Raw genomic sequence first — 19,118 nt, 5'->3', positions numbered from 1 at the left:
GGCTAGATGTTCTGGAAAAATATCCGCCGGCGTCTATACTGAACCATAATGATGTTCACAATCAGGTTGCTGTTTTGGCTTGTGTTTATTCAATTGTCGCGTGTATATCAACGGATTTATCAAAAAATAAGCTTTTTTATCCTGCCAACTCACTTCATGTTATTTCGGTTGCGGCGCTTTCCTTCTTCATCGTGGCATCAGACACTCTTCAAGCGATGACGATTCAGAAACATCACTTGACTCGCGCCACGGTATCGCAACCATAAATCGCCTAACAGCCTGCAGACAGGAGAATCGGTTTGACCACCATTGCCACGGAAAACACCTCAGAGATCCCTTCCCCCCCGGTACTGGGCGGTGGACGATACGCGTTCTTTTTCGATGTGGACGGTACGCTGGCGGAGATTCAACCAGAACCGGAAGCGGTTGTCATCCCTGGCGCTGTTCGCAATAATTTGCAAGCGCTGTCGGTTGCGTGTTACGGCGCGTTGGCGCTGGTATCTGGCCGACCCATCGACCAGCTTGATAAACTGATCGCCCCGCTCAGGTTTCCGCTGGCGGGAGTACACGGCGCCGAACGGCGTGACGCCGACGGGGATCTGCATCGCGTCATGTTGCCGGTGGAAGTAACAGAATCCCTGCGGCGGATGCTGGAGCATGGAATGGCCAGCATGCCGGATACCTTGCTGGAAGCCAAAGGCATGGCCTTCGCACTGCACTATCGTCAGGCGCGAAAGTATCAGCGGCAGGTGCTGGCTCTGGCGCAATCCGCCGTAGCCCGATTTCCTCAACTCACGCTACAGCCGGGTAAGTGCGTGGTGGAGATAAAACCGCGAGGAATAGATAAAGGCGCGGCGATTGACGCCTTTATGCAAGAAGCCCCTTTCGCCGGGCGCATTCCGGTTTTTGTTGGCGATGATCTGACGGATGAGAGAGGATTTCTGGCAGTAAACGCCATGCAGGGCGTTTCCGTTAAGGTCGGAGACGGTTCAGGCCATGCCCGCTACCGCCTCAAACAGGTAGCGGACGTTCATGGCTGGCTTGAACAATTACTCTTACAACTAAAGCAAGATAACGTCGGTAAGGAGTTAAGGTTATGAGTCGTCTGGTTGTCGTATCTAACCGTATCGCTATTCCTGACAGGTCGAAGTCAAGCGCTGGCGGACTGGCCGTAGGTATTCTGGATGCATTGAAAACCACCGGGGGTGTATGGTTTGGCTGGAACGGAGAAATAAGTGAAATATCCGGGGAAGAAGAGGATGATTTGAGTCTGACCGAAAACGACGGCATCACTTATGCCTCGGTTCCGCTCAACCAAAATGATTACGATCTTTATTACTGTCAGTTCTCCAATGCCGTCATCTGGCCGGCATTCCATTACCGTATCGATCTGGTGCAGTTTCAACGCGAAGCCTGGGACGGTTACTGTCGGGTTAATGAATTGCTGGCGAAGCGGTTACAGCCGTTGATCAAGCCGGATGATATTCTGTGGATCCATGATTATCATTTACTGCCGTTTGCCGCCGCGTTGCGCAAAATTGGCGTGAATAACCGTATCGGGTTCTTCCTGCATATTCCCTTCCCCACGCCGGAAATATTCAACGCGCTGCCCACGCACGAAGCACTGCTGAAAATGATGTGCGAATATGATTTGCTCGGCTTCCAGACGGAAAGCGACCGGAGCGCGTTTCTCGACAATCTCAGGCAACTGACCACGTTGCAGCAGTCCGGGAACGACAGCTATTGCGCGTTCGGGAATACGTTTATGACGGAAGTTTATCCGATAGGCATAGAGCCGGACAGCATCAAAGAAATGGCGGAAGGGCCGCTGCCGCCCAAAATGGCGGAGATGAAACGCGAGCTTGGCGATGCGCAAAACATTATTTCCTGCGAGCGACTGGATTATACCAAAGGGCTGCCGGAACGCTTTCTGGCGTATGAAGCGTTGCTTGAGCACTACCCGCAACATCGCGGCAAGGTTCGCTATTCGCAAATCGCGCCGACTTCACGCGGAGATGTGCAGGCTTATCAGGATATCCGCCATCAACTGGAGATGGAAGTCGGGCGGATTAACGGCAAATACGGCACCCTGAATCGCACACCGCTCTACTATCTCAACCAGCATTTCGACCGTCGGCTGCTAATGAAAATATTTCGTCTGACCGATGTCGGGCTGGTCACGCCGCTGCGTGATGGCATGAATCTGGTGGCGAAAGAGTATGTGGCGGCACAGGATCCTGAAGATCCGGGCGTACTGGTGTTATCGCGCTTTGCTGGCGCGGCCAATGAACTGACCGCCGCGCTTATCGTCAACCCTTACGATCGGGATGATGTGGCGGCGGCGCTGGATAAAGCGCTAACCATGCCGCTGGCCGAGCGCCTCACACGTTATAACGACATGATGGCGGTACTGCGTAAAAATGATATCACCCATTGGCGTGAAAGTTATCTGCAAGACCTGCGAACTATCCAGCCACGCAGTGCCGAACATGGCCCAGCCACCGGCATGACAAGCTTGTAACGCCATGCTGGTTTCAGCCGCCATCATCGATTACCCCTTCTCTTTCCTGCCCCGTTAACCGGGGCCATTAATAAATTGTTGCAACCGAATTTTATTGTGGCGCATTGGGAGATGGTTATTATTTTCCTTTTTATAAATAATACGTTATCTATTTTTCCGGCCTTTGCTGATAATCATAAAATGTGACGGGAAGCACACTTTTCGCCATGACTGATGAAACAACTGTCTACACTTAATAGAGAGACATTTAATAGAGAGACATCCCTATTTTTACAACGCAATACTGAGGTTCTTAGCAGATGTTTAACCAGAAATTACACGTTACTGAATCAGAGGGATCCGATGGCGACAAAAATCGCCAATACCAACCGGAACCCGTCGAGTTAACACTGGATAGCATGCTCGAAGCGGAACCCGAACCAGAAATGATCGAAGGGTTGCCGCCATCCGATGCGCTGACGCCCGCCGATCGCTATCTGGAACTGTTCGCACAGGTGCAGTCATCGCGTATTTTTGCCGACAGTAAGACTTTCCCCGACTGCGCGCCAAAAATCGATCCGCTGGATATTCTCTTGCGCTACCGCCGGATGAAAAGGGAACCTGATTTTGATCTGAGGCAATTTGTCGAACAACATTTCTGGCTACCGGAAAGCTATGATAATGAGTATGTCTCCAATCCCGATAATTCCCTCAAAGAGCATATCGATAATCTGTGGGTCGTATTGACGCGCGAACCTCAGGATCATATTCCGTGGTCGTCGCTGCTGCCGCTGCCGCAAGCTTATATCGTGCCGGGTGGCCGTTTCAGCGAGACCTATTACTGGGACTCCTACTTTACCATGCTGGGGTTGGCGGAAAGCGGGCGCAACGATCTGCTGCGCTGTATGGCGGATAATTTCGCCTGGATGATTGAAACTTACGGTCATATTCCCAACGGGAATCGCACCTATTACCTCAGCCGCTCACAACCGCCGGTATTCGCGCTGATGGTGGAGTTATTTGAAGAAGATGGCGTGCGCGGCGCCCGGCGCTATCTGGATCATCTGATGAAAGAGTATGCTTTCTGGATGGACGGCGCTGAATCTCTGGCGCCAAATCAGGCTTATCGCCACGTTGTGCGGATGCCGGACGGCGCGCTGCTAAACCGCTATTGGGATGACAGAGACACCCCGCGTGACGAATCCTGGCTGGAAGATGTGGAAACCGCCAAACTGTCCGGTCGACCGGCGAATGAGGTTTATCGGGATCTGCGAGCGGGAGCGGCGTCAGGGTGGGACTACTCGTCGCGCTGGCTGCGTGATGCCCATCGTCTCGCCAGCATTCGCACGACACAGTTCATTCCGGTGGATCTCAATGCGTTTCTTTACAAGCTGGAGAGCGCCATCGCCAATATCTCTGTATTGAAAGGAGACAGAGAAACAGAGGCGCTATTTCGCCAGAAAGCGGAAGATCGGCGCACGGCGGTCACTCGTTATCTATGGGATGCGCAGGATGGGTGTTTTCGCGACTATGACTGGCGGCGCCAGCAGATCGCGCTCTTTTCCGCCGCCAGCATCGTGCCGCTCTATGTGGGGCTCGCCACCCACGAACAGGCCGACAGATTGGCGGAAGCGGTGCGCGCACGCCTGCTCACGCCAGGGGGACTCATGGCAACCGAGTATGAAACCGGTGAACAATGGGATAAACCCAACGGTTGGGCGCCGCTGCAATGGATGGCGGTTCAGGGCTTTAAACTGTACGGCAATGATGCACTTGGCGATGAAATTGCGCGCAGTTGGCTAACCACGGTGAACCTTTTTTACCGGCAACACCATAAGCTGATTGAAAAATACCATATCGCTGGCGGTATGCCGCGTGAAGGCGGCGGGGGCGAATACCCGCTTCAGGATGGTTTCGGCTGGACGAATGGCGTTGTGCGCCGCTTGATTGGCCTGTACGGAGAACATTTCTGAGGATGTTCTTCTTTGACGGTGTTTTTCTCTAATGATGATTTTCGGCTCGTCATTGCCAGTGCCATTCTTCCACCAGGCACTCACTCAAAGCCGAGTGCCCATCCATCCCTCTCTCTAAGCAGTTTTAAGCCTAAGCGCCACAGCGCGGGACGCACTTCCGCCTGATAGCGGGTGCGGCGAAAACCGGTGTCGCCTTCTTGGGCGAAAGCGCTGACTATCACGCTGACGCGGCGCTTGAGCTCGCTCTCGTACCACACACCAGAAGTTCGCACGGCGGTTCCAGTACAGCGCCAACGTCGATACCCGGCAAGGGGCTGACCAGGTTCAGCGACAGGACAAGGCAAACGGCTGGTTAAGCGCTTACACTCGCTTGAATGTGCCGCTTATTTGCGGCTATCTCAGCACGAGGATTGATGATATCCATATTCTGGCGCGGGCCGGATTTGTATTGTCCTGCGGACGTCATCGCCAGAATGTCCGGGTATTTTTTACCAGCCAACTGGGTACGACATAGGTTGGCGTTCCGGCGATGACGTTGATTCCGGCTTTCTTCATCGCATTCAAAACCGATCAATATGGCTGAAATCAAACACGCCCTCTTCAACTTCCAGCGAGTTCCAGGTGAACGCCGCGACACGCTCCACATTCATCTCCACCGCTTTCATCATCCTGATATCTTCATTGAGGCGATCATTGGGCACGTACTCGTCGTAGTAAGCCCCCCATAGAGCAACAGATTGTCGACCGGTTTATTCTGCGCGCTGCCCAGCAATGGACACACGCCACAGGCCAGAACGCTGTATTTCATGATGTGACGCAGGGACTTTCTTATTTTTTACCCCCATAGCTCAGCATCAACTTGGCGTAAAAATCCTCCAGCGTAAAACGAGCGTCAACGGCATGATAAACGCGTATCTGACGCGCGCCGGGTTGGGGAGCGTAGGTCAGATCGTCATTCAGCAGCGGCGCGTCACGCAAGGTGTAATGGTATTCATGATCATCAAGCAACAAAGCCACCGATGGATTATCGCCCAAAACCCACACCTCGCTTTTCGGCCAGGGAACATCTTTAACAATAGCGGAAATCATCTTGTTGAAATCAATCAGTTGCTGCCATAAGTACGCCCCGACTTCACCTTGCGGTTTAACGCGTGCGGCCAATTCCGCCAGTGAGACGCGCATCGACATATAAACATTGTGCGGCACTTGCCACAACGGAACCGATGATTTGAAGACTTCATTAGCGGCAATGGGATCATTGAACATATTGTATTCCCATCCGCCTTGTGGGTAAGGCATGCCGCCGATCCAGACAACCGTCATTTTGGATGCAATGCGCGGTTCCGCCCGCAACGCGGCGGCAATGTCGGTAACCGGTCCCATGACCAGTACAAACAGCGGTGTGCTGTCGGTCTTCAGCGCTTCCTCAATCAACATTTTCGCGCCTTCGCTTAACGCAGCGGAGGCTTCGCCTTTTTGCATTGCCTGCGTCGCGCCGCGATAAACTGGAATTGACGTTTTCCCCATGACTTTCATCAAATGCCGCAGCTCGTTGTAGCTTTCGAGCATGCTGTTTTGCCCATCTCGCTGCATCATCGGCGCGGTTCGCGCATAGTGAGCGGCAATCAGCCCTTTTACTTTCATGGTGGGCGTCAGTACGGCATGCGCCACGGCAAAATCGTCGTCGGCCTCATTTTTGGCATCGGCGCTGATGATGACGCGTATCTGTTTATACGGCGCCACATCAAAAGGCAGATCTTGCGGCGCCGCCGCGACAGAAAAAGCGCTGCATGCCAACATCCCTAGCGCCAGACGGCGGAGCCAAAAAGAACAGCGACGGTGAATAACCAGAATCATGTTCGTTTCCTTAAATAGTAAGTCGATATGTTGTCGTACCATTAACTGACATGATGACAAGGCAAAGAGAACGTAGCGGCAAGCGAAACGCTTGCCGGATGACGGATAAAAACCGGTATCGTCAGCACGATACCGGGATTGAAAACGGAGTTACCACCAGACCTCGGCCTGAACGCCAACGGTAAACTGATCTTTTTTACTATCCGGGAATTCGAATGACGAAAGCTCGTTATCCAGCACTTTTAAATAGGTGCCGTAAAACCGTATTTCAGGCCGGGAATTCAGCAGGCTGGTATCGACTTTCAGTGCATGATACAAGGTGGTCTTGTAACCGGATTCCCGGTAACTGACACCGCTCTTATCCTTGTTTTTCTGCGTAAACCAGCCTAACTCCACGCCAGTCTGATTATAAGTATCCCAGATGTAGGCAGGACGAATAACCGTGCGAATGCTGTCAAAATCACTGTTGGCGCCGGTTTCATAGCTATATATATCGTTGCCCCATGAATATACTAAGGCGTTGGCCATAATAACCTTGTCATGTAAATATACTTCTCCTTGAGAAATCAGGCGGTACGCTTTGCCACCGGTATGATCGCCGTAATAATTGCCGCCTTGTCCGATTGACGGGTTGGAATCATCATAACGGGCAAAGCCGCTGGCGATGGAATTATTTGCTGACTGGAGCGTGAATTCATTAAATCCACCGCGATCAAGATCCTGCTTTAATATGGCGGTTGCCAGATACGTATCTCTCATTTTAAAGAAGGTATCATTATTTTCATTGACTTTTTGACCATCGGTTTTATTGGCCATGACATATTTACCGATGAATGTTAACGCGCCATTCTCCCATAAAGGAATATCTTTATACCTGAATTCCAACGTATTGGTATTCATCTGGGTTTTGTCCGCATTGCTGCCGATATTGGGATTTTCATATTCCCTTGCATAGACATCAATATCTTCCCGCGTCAATGAAAAATCGAGCTTGCCGGGTCCGGCATTCAGGTTTTCTATCCCTACGCCAGCACTGGCAAATATACGGTCGCTTTTCCAGTCCAGCATCTGAATTTCATACACCGGCAGGACATGTTTCCCCACCCAGAAATCCGCTTCCGGCGCAAAAGGAAGGAATCCTTTTGTCGTCAGGTACATATCAGAAAACTGGAGCACGTCTTCTCCATTGGTATCGCCAAACCAGGCGCTACTGTATTGCTGCCCTACATTACCATCAAGCCTGACAACAGCATGCGCGGTCTTGCCATCGTTGTTGTAGACTCGCTGACTGAAAATAAGATCGTACCAGCCAGTATGTTCATTACCGAAGCGTCCGAGCGATCCGATCGCGTAAGATTTGGGTGAACCGTTGGTTCCCGTCGCCCAGCCTGACCTGAAATAACCGGTATAAGAAAACCCGATATCCTCTTTCACATATTTACTGATTTCAGACAGCGTCAGCGATCGGTTTTCTGTGGTGCCGGAAGAAGGCGTCGTTGTTGCCGCCGTCAATGATTTATCCGTTGATTTTGGCTGTGTGGCCGAGGAGGATTGCACCACTATTCGTTCTTCACCCGTAGGTTTACTACTATTTATCGCCATCGGTGCTTGCTGGCGCTCGGCAATGGCTTTATATTCCCGTAACTCATTTCTCGTCGATTGCAGTTCCTGTTTATTTTCCGCTAATTCCTTTTCCAATAACGCTAATCTTTGCTCTATCGTTAATGTCGCCGCCATCGCACTATTAGATAAAATAGCTGATGATATTAATAATACAATAAGCTTTAAAGGGTAATGTTTATTACGCATAATATTTTCCAGGTAGAGTACATAAATAAAATAAAGACAAAGGAATTTCTGATACTATTTTTAGTACCTGTTGGCGACTATTCATCAATACAGCGTTTTCGTGCGTTAGTCGCACTTGTTTAACATCAGTATTTTTCTATTTTTTAAATCGGTTGCGAATGAAATAGCTTGGTGTACAACTCCATGCATGACAATAGCTATTAATTTGTTTACTACCATAAGGTGAAGCCTGAGGATTATCAGGATCAAACGCTTCCCAAAAGGTATCCGCGCCCGCTTTTATCATTCCCCCCCAATAATTTTCGATCAATTTTTTTGCTTCTGCTATTAATCCACTCTGCACCAGCGCATCGACCATATGATGATATAAATAGGGAGTCAGCGGTCGAATTGCCTCTGACGTCACCATCACTTTCTGTAAAGAAATTGCGGCTTCTTTCTGTGGTAATACCTTAGCTAAGGCCATCCATATTTGTGATGCCCAGGATATTTGACGATTCTCCCCGCTAATAAATAACTGTAGCGAGGGATCGTAAAATACTTTTCTGGCCGCGACGGTCATTTGACTTATTTTTTCAATCAACCCATCCATATTCTCTGTCGGGTGAATGATCTTTCCTAATTCAACTACGCGCTGGCAACTATAAATCAGCAAACCCTGCATGGCGGCCTGCTTGTCTATCCCTTGTGTTGCCGCCTCCTGATTTTCTCCACTATTCCAGTCAATAAAAACATAATCTTTTTCCGGCACAACAAAGATGCCTTGCTGATTAACATGTTGTAACAGCAACTCAATTTGTTTTTTCGCCAGCGGCCACAGGTCAACAACGGTTGCTTTATCCTGACTGGCATGGAAATAATCCAGCAGCACACAACCGAATAGCGCAGCATAATCAAGCAACACCACCTCGCCGGTTCTCGGTTCGGGTTTTTCATAAACACATGCCGTGACATAACCGTCATCACGTTGCAGACCCGCAAACAAATAAAGGCAACGGCGCACTAAATCCGTGTTGTTGAAACTGATGTAATTTACTAATGCCTGTAGGCGCAAATCGCCCAACCATAACCGACGGTCGCGCTTCGGGCCATCTTCGAAAACGGTCTGCATACATTCGTGCAGCGTCCGAATACTGGCCTGATCGATATCTCGCCACAAAGGACTGTCATACTGCGCCGGAAGGTGCTGGTCTTCGCCTGCCGATGACACCGCCTGAACCTGAAGATCATCGAATGTGACGCTGAAGTTGGAGGAGGTCACCATCACATCGATTTTCACATAGCGAAAAGCGTGGCGGCGGGCGATCCTGACCGGCGTGGGAAGAAAATCGACATTAATAATCTCTTCCGGTAGCCAGGCGGCGCTAATCCAGCCGTTATAAGGATAAAGAGACTCCGCGACATCAGTGACCACTTCACCAAAGGTCAAACGCAAACGCGCCGGCGAATCACAGGAAACGCCTTTCCAGCCTAACAAGAATGTCAGAAATCCAGTGTAATGATTGCCGAAATCGACAATCAAACTATCTCCAGTTTTAAAAGTACGCTGGGTTAATGCTTCCACGCCGGCGGTTTTGCGCATGACGTACCCCAGCCTGTGACTTTTGTCCGCCTTCGCCTCCACGACCGCCAGCGCCGGATAAGACATCTCCGGCAAAGCGGGGGTTAACGCTTCAGCCAGTTGCAGATAGCGCTGGGCGGGCGTCGATACGACGCCCGCGCGCACCGATGACGCCTCGCCGGTCTGTGCGCTGCGCACAGGCCATGCTTTGATACATGAAGCAATCACGGCGGCTTTTACCAGTAATTCCCGTCTATTCATGTTTATACCGTTCAACAGTGATAAAACGTAAAACTGGCGGTCGGCACGGCAACACTCCGACCGGTAATGCGCAAGCGTTAACCCTGTTTCAGGGCCGCGCCGTTGCTGTTAATTACCTCGCGATACCAGTAAAAACTTTTTTTGCGCTTACGCGCCAACGTGCCATTGCCCTGGTCGTCGCGATCGACATAAATAAAGCCGTAACGTTTAGACAGTTGCGCTGTGGAAGCACTGACCAAATCGATCGGCCCCCAACTGGTATACCCCAGCACCTCGACACCATCCTCCAGCGCTTCAGCAACCTGAACCAGATGATCGTTCAGGTATTGAATGCGGTAGTCATCATTGATACTGCCGTCACTTTCAATCACATCTTTGGCGCCCAGGCCGTTTTCGACGATAAACAGCGGTTTCTGATAACGGTCGTACAGCATATTCAACAGGATGCGCAGGCCTTCGGGGTCGATTTGCCAGCCCCATTCCGAACTTTGCAAATGTGGATTCGGCACCATGTTAAGAATATTGGCGCGAGCTTTCTGATTCAGATCTTCATCCGTGGTCACACAACCGCTCATGTAATAGCTAAAGGAAATGAAATCAACGGTTTCTTTTAGCGCATCCCGATCGTCATCCGTTACCTGCAACTCGATAGCCTGCTGTTTAAAGAAACGCTTCATATAGGCAGGGTAAGCGCCGCGTGCCTGTACATCGCCAAAAAACATCCATTCCCGGTTCTGCTGCAAGGTTTCCAGCACATCCGCCGGTTTACAGGTCAACGGATACAACAAGCCTCCCAGCAACATGTTGCCGATTTTCGCATCGGGAATAATTTCATGGCAGGCTTTCACCGCTTTCGCGCTGGCGACCAACTGGTGGTGAATCGCCTGGTATATCGCCTGTTTACTGCTGTCCTCCGGCAAGCCGACGCCGGTAAAAGGCGCATGCAGCGACATATTGATCTCATTGAATGTCAGCCAGTATTTCACTTTGTGTTGAAAGCGCTGAAATACCGTGCGCGCATAGCGTTCAAAGAATGCAATAACCTGACGGTTGCCCCAGCCGCCATAGTTTTTTACCAGACCATATGGCATTTCATAATGTGACAACGTCACTAACGGTTGGATGTGGTGTTTGGCCATTTCGTCGAACAGACGATCATAAAATGCCAGCCCTGCTTCATTCGGCGTCTCCTCATCGCCTTGCGGGAAAATGCGCGTCCAGGCGATTGAAGTGCGCAGACACTTGAAGCCCATTTCCGCAAACAGCGCGATATCTTCTGGATAACGATGATAAAAATCGATCGCGATATCCTTTATTCCGCTGTCGCCCGCAGTTCTTTCCACGATTTCGCCAAAGACGCCCTGTGGTTGTAAATCGGAGGTGGATAACCCTTTACCGTCCGTCAGGTAAGCGCCCTCCACCTGATTGGCCGCAACCGCGCCGCCCCATAAAAAACTGTCAGGAAAACGATGACTCATTTCTAATCTCCTTCCCAATTCGGGTGTTAAAGGTTTTAAATCAGCGAACTAACGTTAACAACGGCGCCTGTTCCGCTACCGGATTTTCCGCTACCGGCAGCACATCAATGTAATCGTCGCTGTTGGTAATAATCACCGGGGTGGTTGTTTCATAGCCCGCCGCCTCAATAGCCTGATAATCAAACTCCACCAGCAGATCGCCTTGTTTCACCACATCGCCGGTCTTAATGTGGGCGGTAAAATACTGTCCATTCAATTTTACGGTATCTATGCCGACGTGAATCAATATTTCAGCGCCATCATCCGACTCCAGGCCAATCGCATGGTTGGTTTTGAACAATGATGCGATCGTACCGTTGACCGGCGAAACCACTCGACCGGACTGCGGCTTGATGGCAATCCCTTTGCCCATCAAGCCACTGGCAAACGTTTGATCGCTCACCTGCGCCAAGGGAAGCGTTTCCCCGCTGATCGGGCTGCTGATGGATTGCTGACGTACCGGCGCGGCGCGTTCTTCCGGGCTGGCTTCGACCGCCGGGGCTTGCGGCGCGCTTTCTTCTGCTTTTATCCCAAACAGATAGCTGGCCAACGTAGCGAACGCAAAGGCGATAGCCGTACCGATGATGCCGCCCCAGACGGTGATATCCATTCCAGAAGACGGGATGATTTGCGTAAAAGCGAAAATACTGGGTAGGCCGAAAGAATATTGTGTCGTGCCGAAATAACCGGCGATCGCACCGCCAAGCGCCCCACCGACACAACCAAAGATAAACGGACGACGCAAAGGCAGGTTGACGCCATAGATAGCCGGTTCGGTAATACCGAAGATCGCCGCCGGAAACGCAGAACCAGCGATGCCTTTCAGCTTTGCGTCTCTGGCGCGCAGGGACACGCCAAGCGCCGAGCCAGCCTGCGCCAGCACCGCGGGCGTCAACACCGCGATCAGGGTGTCATAGCCTAAGGCGCTGAAGTTGTTGATCATCAGCGGTACGAATCCCCAGTGCAGACCAAACATGACGAATATCTGCCACAGACCGCCCATAAAACCGCCGGCGATGGTTTGATTAGCGCCATAGATCAACTGATAGCCATGCGCCAATTGATAGCTTAGCCAGGTGGTCACCGGACCGATGGCTAAAAACGTCAGCGGCACGGTGATGAGCAGGCACAGGGCTGGCGTGAGGAAGTTACGGATATTGACGTGCAGAAGGCCGTTCAATGGTTTTTCCAGCTTGCAGGAAACCCATGCGGCGAAAATAATCGGAATAACCGATGAGCTGTAGTTGATAAATGTAATGGGAATACCGAAGAAATGTAATGGCTGATAATCCGCCGTCGCCATGGCGTTAAATTCAGCGATCATGGTCGGATGCACCAGTGCGCCGCCTATCGCCATGGTCACAAAGGTATTACCGCCAAATTTCTTACCGGCGGTATAACCAAGAATAATCGGGAAAAAATAAAACAATGCATCACTGGCGGCAAATAAAAGTTTATACGTTCCGCTGCTTTCCACTAACCAACCACAAGCCAGGCTTAATGCCAGAAAACCTTTTAATATCCCGGAAGCCGCCATCACGCCCATTAATGGGGTAAAGATGCCGGCGATAATATCAATAAAGCGGGAAAATATATTTTCCTTACGATCGCTATCCTGATCACCTGAATCGGCATTAGAAGATTCGCTTATACCCGAAACATCAAGAAAATCCTGATAAACTTCACTCACATGATTACCCACCACAACCTGAAACTGGCCGCCGCTTTCAAGCACCATAATAATGCCTGGGTTATCTTTAAGCTCAGAAATATTTGCCTTCTTGCTATCCTTTAATTTAAAACGTAGTCGTGTCGCGCAATGCAATACACTATTCACATTGCTGCGTCCCCCGACCCCTTCGAGTATATCATTGGCTAATGTCTTGTATTTCATCGCCCATCCTTAAAACTGATAAATACATATTAAAATCATCACATTACCAGAATGGCAACGTTATTTTTTAGATAAAAAAAACCCAAATCATTTTCCTCGCCGCTACATAACGGAGAAAAAAATGATTTAGGTTTTGCCTGTGAACAAGAATGACTTGTTAACAGTAACAATCCTGATTTTCTGAAAAATCTTGTATGAAGCTTATTACCTAAGTCGAAAAACAAGCAAGTATTTTATCCACGAAAGATAAAATTATGTGATGAACAGCAGATTTATTTTTCATCACCCTCCCCCCTTTTTTCCAGCAACTCCGTTCGGACTCGCTCAATATGAATAGTCAGAAACATCAACTCTTCTTTGGTCAAAGTATAATGATATTGTTGTTCTATATGCAGTTGTATTTTTTCCGCACAACGATAGGACAACAGATATTTTTCCTTGACCACATCGTGTAAGGACTCATCATCGCTGAAAACCGTATTGTGTCCAATTAGCCGCTGCGCAAAAAACTTCAAATGCGTGACAAACCGATGATAACTTAATACCTGTTCATCATAATCCAGCTTTAACTGATATTTAACAATATTCAGGATTTCCTGCATTATTTTGGTAATCTGCAATACTTCGGGCATTTCACTGTCAAGCTGCGCATTAACCAGATGCAAAGCAATAAAACCGGCCTCGTCTTCCGGTAAACGTACCGCTAAGCGCTGCTCAATGATATCCAGCGCCTCCAGACCTACGCCGAACTCTTTTGGATAGAGCCGCTTGATCTCCCACAACAACACATTACGAATATTCACGCCCTGTTTGTGGCGTTCAATAGCAAAATGACAGTGATCCGTCAGCGAAATATAGACGCTGTTTTGTAACTTGCCCGGCAAGCGCGCCTTCGCCAGCAAAATGATTTTGTCCGCTGTGGTTATCACCGCCAGCGGAATTTCCGAGAGCAGTTCGCGCAACCGAGATGTCAATTCACCGCTTTTCATGACAAACACACGTTCAATCAGCGACTCATCCAACTGATCGCCAGTATGCTTTTTGAAACCCAGCCCGCAGCCCATGACAACCGACTCATTATTGTTTTCGTCAATCACGGTCACAACGTTGTTATTGAGTATCTTGGCAATCTTCATCATTCAAGCCCTGGAAACAAAAAAACCAGACACTCGTTTAAGGAAACGAACGTCTGGTTTTGCCTGCTTACGCAGTAACAATCCATAATGTGGGATAAACTATCACTTGCGGCCATCTTCTCAATACCAATGGCTTAAAAACGTGATACAGATCGAGAGAAAAAACATTTTATTTACATCTACTTTTTTCATTCAGAAATAAGCCACCAACATTGTACGTTTGCAGCCTATTTTCCTGGGCAGTTGCGCAACAAAGGTCGGTAAAAATAACAAATCGTCGGTTTTTTTGCGTCAACACGGCAAAATATTCACTTTACTACCTTTAAGCAGCTTGTTTATCAGCGCGTAATAATTATAATACGAAACGTTGTTTCACTGAATGGTTTCAGCTAACCCGCGTGTCACTATCAATAACTCTACTTTCAATGGCATCGCCTATCGTTCTTCCGCTAATTATACGCGACGATCGGTTACGCTTTCATCAGTTCGCTGCAACCATCTATACTTACCTCTTTAAGAACCTGTCTCATCCACATTGTTTCCCAATGCATTCCCTCCGCGGACGGCTCTGCGACTGTCATCGGAGTCTTGGTTTTTTTATCCATCACAACTTGTAGAAGCTATTGTATGAAAAAGACAAAAATTGTTTGTACCATCGGGCCAAAAACAGAGTCAGAAGAGATGCTGAGCAACATGCTGGCTGCCGGCATGAATGTTATGCGCCTGAATTTTTCTCACGGGGATTATGAAGAGCATGGCCAACGCATCAAAAATCTGCGTGCCGTTATAGCGAAAACCGGTAAACAGGCGGCGATCCTGTTGGATACCAAAGGCCCGGAAATCCGTACCATGAAGCTGGAAAACGGCGCGGATGTATCCCTGACCGCCGGTCAGACATTCACTTTCACCACCGATCAGGGTGTCGTCGGCAACAAAGATCGCGTTGCCGTGACATATGCCGGTTTCACGCAAGACCTGAGCGTCGGCAACACCGTGCTGGTGGACGATGGTCTGATCGGTATGCAAGTTACCGCCATTAATGGTAATGAAGTGGTTTGCATCGTGTTGAACAACGGCGATTTGGGTGAAAATAAAGGCGTTAACCTGCCTGGCGTTTCCATCCAGTTACCGGCATTGGCTGAAAAAGACAAACGTGATCTGATTTTCGGTTGCGAACAAGGCGTCGATTTTGTGGCGGCGTCCTTTATCCGTAAGCGCTCTGACGTTGAAGAAATTCGCGCGCACCTGAAACAGCACGGCGGCGAGCACATTCAAATCATTTCCAAAATTGAAAACCAGGAAGGTTTGAACAATTTCGACGAAATCCTCGAAGCGTCTGACGGCATTATGGTTGCCCGCGGCGACCTGGGCGTTGAAATCCCGGTGGAAGAAGTTATTTTCGCGCAGAAAATGATGATCGAAAAATGCAATCAGGCACGGAAAGTGGTTATCACCGCTACGCAAATGCTGGATTCGATGATCAAAAACCCGCGTCCCACTCGCGCTGAAGCCGGCGACGTGGCGAACGCCATCATTGATGGCACCGATGCCGTCATGCTGTCGGGGGAAAGCGCCAAAGGGAAATACCCGCTAGAATCGGTAAAAATTATGGCGACCATCTGCCAGCGTACCGATACGGTGATGAAGGCTCGTCTGGATACCATCAAAACCTTGGGTAGACTGCGGATCACCGAGGCCGTGTGCCGTGGCGCGGTGGAAACTGCGGAGAAACTCGATGCACCGTTGATCGTCGTAGCCACCAGCGGCGGTAAATCAGCGAAGTCTATCCGTAAGTACTTCCCAAATGCACGGATCCTGGCGCTGACCACCAACGAAGTGACTGCTCGTCAGTTATTGCTGAGCAAAGGCGTGGATACGTTGCTGGTGAAAGAAATCGCCTCTACCGATGATTTCTACCGCATCGGTAAAGAAGCGGCGTTAAACAGCGGCTTCGCCCAGGCTGGCGACGTTGTGGTGATGGTTTCCGGCGCGTTGGTGCCAAGCGGCACCACCAATACGGCGTCCGTACACCGCCTGTAAACCGTTAACGGTCCACACATATTAAAAAAGCGCCTTGGTTGGCGCTTTTTTATATTTTGTTGTTATCAACCTCACCCGCTTGTCAAATTAATGACGCCAGCTAAACCTAATTTTAATTGCCGGATACCTCAGACTTGTCTGATAAAAATAACGCTGTTTTCCTTACTTTTTTAATGATTTTGTAAAACTCGCTGTTTCTTTGAGCGAACGATCAAAATTAAGCATGTTCTCATCAAAAATTTATTCTCATTAGAAAAAAGTTTGTGTAATACTTGTAACGCTACATGGAGATTAACTCAATCTAGAGGGTATTAATAATGAATCGTACTAAACTGGTACTGGGCGCGGTAATTCTGGGTTCTACTCTGCTGGCAGGTTGCTCCAGCAATGCTAAAATTGACCAACTGTCTTCTGACGTTCAGACTCTGAACGCTAAAGTTGATCAACTGAGCAACGACGTGAACGCAATCCGCTCTGACGTACAGGCTGCTAAAGATGACGCAGCTCGTGCTAACCAGCGTCTGGATAACCAAGTTCGTACTTACAAGAAGTAATCGAACTGGTTTAAGTCGTGAAAATGGCGCACATTGTGCGCCATTTTTTTTTGCTTTTTTCTGAAGAAATACGCTGTGCTGTCTTCCCTTTTTAGTGACAGGATGCGTCTGTCAGTCACATCCTGCCATTAATCGCCGCTTCTACATCACCTGCTGATGCGCTGAACGCCCGCCAGCAAGTTTTCTTCGTATTAAGGCGCGGAAGCATTGATCACGGTAATCGGCGCCGCCTGAGGCGTTTTCGCGTCGTCATCCGTCACGGATTGCACTGGCGGCTCATAGGTATTGATATCCTGCCCCACGCTCACCAGAATCGGCATCCCTGAACGCCGGACGATAGCATCCGCGACGGCTTTGGCGTCGGTATCACCCGCTTCAATGAATTTCTGGGTTTTAGCGGTAATGGTGATCGGCATGGTTTGCGGATCGTCTTTATCAGACTTCGACAACGGTTGATGCACCTCGACATAACGTTTACCGTCTGGTTCAACCGAGGTCTTGATAGCGTCATTGATGATTTGGACGCGCGTGCCGACCGGCACTGTATCAAACAACGCCTTGATATCTTCCGCTCTCAAACGGATGCAACCCGAACTGACGCGCATTCCGATGCCGAAATTGGCATTGGTGCCATGCAGCAGATACACCCCGCCGTGCGCGGCAAGCCGCAAGGCGTGCCGCCCCATTGGATTATCCGGTCCGGCGGGGACGACGGCGGGCAGAGTGATCCCTTCCTCTTCAAGATAGCGTTTACGAATATTGGCCGTCGGCGTCCAGGTCGGGTTGGCGCGTTTATCACTGATCGAGGTGGTCATCAATGGGGTGTTGCGTCCCTGTTGACCAATTCCGATAGGGTAAACAATGACGGTGTTTTTGCCTTTGGGATAGTAGTACAAACGAAGTTCCGCCAGATTGACGACGATCCCCTCACGCGGCGTATCAGGCAGCAACATTTGGGTGGGAATAGTCAGAGTGGAACCTGGCGTCGGCAGATAGGGATCAGTGCCTGGGTTCGCTTCCAGCATCCCCAGCATGCCGATCTTGAATTTCGCCGCAATATCTTCCAGCGAATGACCATTATGGGGAACGGTGTAAGCGATATTTTCACCGATAAGACGGCTATTCGGTGGTGGTAATGGATACTCCGTCGCACTGGCAATGCTGGTGCCCGCCAGATATGTCGCAAAGACCATACCAAGTAAAGTTAACGCGCGTTTCATACAAAGTCCCTACATCAAGGCTCAATTGCCAGTTAATAAACGATTTCTGGTTCTTTTTATCGCAACCAGTATCCCGCTATATTAGCATTGCCAAAATAAAATCATATTTTATTTATAAATCAACGCATTGATATGCAAATCTTTACAAAACCGACTGTAGCGTAAAATTCATGTCGAGATAAGTCTATGGATACATTCTGAAATATCAGAGTGTAACGAGGAAGCCAAAAATAAAAAGCACCAGACGGAACGTACTGGCGCTTGTTATAAATAAAACCATGCTCAGAAAAAATTATATATATCAGCCATTTTCTTTTTTCAAATGGCTGACACCTTTACGACTCACAGCCTGGTGAATTTACTGAATATGCAACGCGGCCTGGGCGCGGATCGCCCGCAACATTGCTTCCAGCCCTTGCGAACGCGATGGCGTTAGATGTTGATTCAGCGCCAGTTCCTCAAAGAAAGGGCGAACATCCAGCGCAACAATCTCCTGCGCGGTCAGACCTTGATAAAGACTGAACACCACGGCGATCAATCCCTTCACAATAGCGGCATCGCTGTCGCCATGCAGGGCGATAACCCCTTGCTCGTCATGACGCATCACAATCCACACCTGACTCTGACAACCGGCAATCAGGTTTTCAGCCTGACGCCACGCGTCTGGCAATGGTTCAAGCCTGGCACCCAATTCAATAATATAGAGATACTTTTCTTCCCAGTTATGGCAGCGCGAAAAATTACGGATTAATTTCTGCGCATCCGGCAGACTTGCCATTTTTTCCTCCCCAGACAA

The 19,118-nt window shown here is 49.5% G+C and carries 13 protein-coding genes and 2 pseudogenes; 5 read left to right on the top strand and 10 right to left on the bottom strand.

Annotated elements, in window-relative coordinates; genetic code table 11:
* Window positions 1-299 precede the first annotated feature (299 nt).
* The 3 genes from otsB to NC856_RS00590 all read left to right on the top strand — a co-directional run bounded on the left by otsB (window position 300) and on the right by NC856_RS00590 (window position 4,473).
* Window positions 300-1,100 carry a trehalose-phosphatase gene (gene otsB, locus NC856_RS00600; RefSeq protein ID WP_264088463.1) on the top strand — a complete coding sequence of 267 codons (801 nt, stop codon included), beginning with the start codon at window positions 300-302 and terminating at the stop codon, window positions 1,098-1,100.
* A complete protein-coding gene (gene otsA / locus NC856_RS00595) occupies window positions 1,097-2,521 on the top strand; it encodes an alpha,alpha-trehalose-phosphate synthase (protein WP_264088462.1) in 1,425 nt (474 codons plus the stop codon). The genes otsB and otsA overlap by 4 nt, the downstream gene beginning before the upstream one ends.
* Before the next feature lie 299 nt (window positions 2,522-2,820).
* Entirely contained in the window at window positions 2,821-4,473 is a 1,653-nt protein-coding gene (locus tag NC856_RS00590; protein ID WP_264088461.1) for an alpha,alpha-trehalase, read from the top strand.
* 122 nt (window positions 4,474-4,595) lie between these two features.
* Here the strand turns inward: NC856_RS00590 and NC856_RS00585 are convergent.
* The 8 genes and pseudogenes from NC856_RS00585 to licT all read right to left on the bottom strand — a co-directional run.
* A pseudogene (locus NC856_RS00585) lies at window positions 4,596-4,833 on the bottom strand (contractile injection system protein, VgrG/Pvc8 family); the annotation flags it as partial.
* Between the two features lie 200 nt (window positions 4,834-5,033).
* Window positions 5,034-5,177 (bottom strand): annotated as a pseudogene (locus NC856_RS00580) (beta-galactosidase); the annotation flags it as partial.
* Window positions 5,178-5,301: 124 nt separating this feature from the next.
* A complete protein-coding gene (locus NC856_RS00575; protein ID WP_264088459.1) occupies window positions 5,302-6,330 on the bottom strand; it encodes a nucleoside hydrolase in 1,029 nt (342 codons plus the stop codon).
* 150 nt (window positions 6,331-6,480) lie between these two features.
* Entirely contained in the window at window positions 6,481-8,139 is a 1,659-nt protein-coding gene (locus NC856_RS00570) for a carbohydrate porin (protein ID WP_264088458.1), read from the bottom strand.
* A gap of 136 nt (window positions 8,140-8,275) precedes the next feature.
* Window positions 8,276-9,961 carry an alpha-L-rhamnosidase-related protein gene (locus tag NC856_RS00565; protein WP_264088457.1) on the bottom strand — a complete coding sequence of 562 codons (1,686 nt, stop codon included), beginning with the start codon at window positions 9,959-9,961 and terminating at the stop codon, window positions 8,276-8,278.
* A 77-nt stretch (window positions 9,962-10,038) separates the two neighbouring features.
* A complete protein-coding gene (gene ascB / locus NC856_RS00560; RefSeq protein ID WP_264088456.1) occupies window positions 10,039-11,439 on the bottom strand; it encodes a 6-phospho-beta-glucosidase in 1,401 nt (466 codons plus the stop codon).
* Between the two features lie 40 nt (window positions 11,440-11,479).
* Window positions 11,480-13,372 carry a PTS beta-glucoside transporter subunit IIABC gene (gene bglF / locus NC856_RS00555; protein WP_264088455.1) on the bottom strand — a complete coding sequence of 631 codons (1,893 nt, stop codon included), beginning with the start codon at window positions 13,370-13,372 and terminating at the stop codon, window positions 11,480-11,482.
* A 272-nt stretch (window positions 13,373-13,644) separates the two neighbouring features.
* Window positions 13,645-14,508 (bottom strand): BglG family transcription antiterminator LicT, encoded by an 864-nt coding sequence (licT, locus tag NC856_RS00550; RefSeq protein WP_264088454.1) that lies wholly within the window; start codon window positions 14,506-14,508, stop codon window positions 13,645-13,647.
* Window positions 14,509-15,135: 627 nt separating this feature from the next.
* On the opposite strand from licT, the gene pykF reads away from it, so the two are divergent.
* On the top strand, window positions 15,136-16,548 hold the full coding sequence (gene pykF, locus NC856_RS00545) for a pyruvate kinase PykF (RefSeq protein WP_264088453.1): 1,413 nt from the start codon (window positions 15,136-15,138) through the stop codon (window positions 16,546-16,548).
* A gap of 317 nt (window positions 16,549-16,865) precedes the next feature.
* On the top strand, window positions 16,866-17,102 hold the full coding sequence (locus tag NC856_RS00540; RefSeq protein ID WP_005970385.1) for a major outer membrane lipoprotein: 237 nt from the start codon (window positions 16,866-16,868) through the stop codon (window positions 17,100-17,102).
* Window positions 17,103-17,293: 191 nt separating this feature from the next.
* Here the strand turns inward: NC856_RS00540 and NC856_RS00535 are convergent, their stop codons facing one another.
* Window positions 17,294-18,322, bottom strand: coding sequence for a L,D-transpeptidase family protein (locus NC856_RS00535; RefSeq protein ID WP_264088452.1), 1,029 nt, complete (start codon window positions 18,320-18,322; stop codon window positions 17,294-17,296).
* A gap of 358 nt (window positions 18,323-18,680) precedes the next feature.
* The gene (sufE, locus tag NC856_RS00530) at window positions 18,681-19,100 is read right to left on the bottom strand and encodes a cysteine desulfuration protein SufE (RefSeq protein ID WP_264088451.1); all 420 of its coding nucleotides are present in this window, start codon (window positions 19,098-19,100) and stop codon (window positions 18,681-18,683) included.
* Window positions 19,101-19,118: the final 18 nt, after the last annotated feature.

The organism is Brenneria izbisi (assembly GCF_025840185.1).
GTDB lineage: Bacteria > Pseudomonadota > Gammaproteobacteria > Enterobacterales > Enterobacteriaceae > Brenneria > Brenneria izbisi.
The sequence above is the reverse complement of the archived record's forward strand: the minus strand, read 5'-3'. Positions and strand labels throughout refer to the sequence as shown.

Bases quoted from the DNA above. Each gene is read 5' to 3' on its own strand.
- ascB (WP_264088456.1), bottom strand. From the start codon at position 11,439: ATGAGTCATCGTTTTCCTGACAGTTTTTTATGGGGCGGCGCGGTTGCG.
- licT (WP_264088454.1), bottom strand. From the start codon at position 14,508: ATGAAGATTGCCAAGATACTCAATAACAACGTTGTGACCGTGATTGAC.
- NC856_RS00540 (WP_005970385.1), top strand. From the start codon at position 16,866: ATGAATCGTACTAAACTGGTACTGGGCGCGGTAATTCTGGGTTCTACT.
- NC856_RS00535 (WP_264088452.1), bottom strand. From the start codon at position 18,322: ATGAAACGCGCGTTAACTTTACTTGGTATGGTCTTTGCGACATATCTG.
- NC856_RS00570 (WP_264088458.1), bottom strand. From the start codon at position 8,139: ATGCGTAATAAACATTACCCTTTAAAGCTTATTGTATTATTAATATCA.
- NC856_RS00565 (WP_264088457.1), bottom strand. From the start codon at position 9,961: ATGAATAGACGGGAATTACTGGTAAAAGCCGCCGTGATTGCTTCATGT.
- otsA (WP_264088462.1), top strand. From the start codon at position 1,097: ATGAGTCGTCTGGTTGTCGTATCTAACCGTATCGCTATTCCTGACAGG.
- sufE (WP_264088451.1), bottom strand. From the start codon at position 19,100: ATGGCAAGTCTGCCGGATGCGCAGAAATTAATCCGTAATTTTTCGCGC.
- pykF (WP_264088453.1), top strand. From the start codon at position 15,136: ATGAAAAAGACAAAAATTGTTTGTACCATCGGGCCAAAAACAGAGTCA.
- NC856_RS00575 (WP_264088459.1), bottom strand. From the start codon at position 6,330: ATGATTCTGGTTATTCACCGTCGCTGTTCTTTTTGGCTCCGCCGTCTG.
- NC856_RS00590 (WP_264088461.1), top strand. From the start codon at position 2,821: ATGTTTAACCAGAAATTACACGTTACTGAATCAGAGGGATCCGATGGC.
- bglF (WP_264088455.1), bottom strand. From the start codon at position 13,372: ATGAAATACAAGACATTAGCCAATGATATACTCGAAGGGGTCGGGGGA.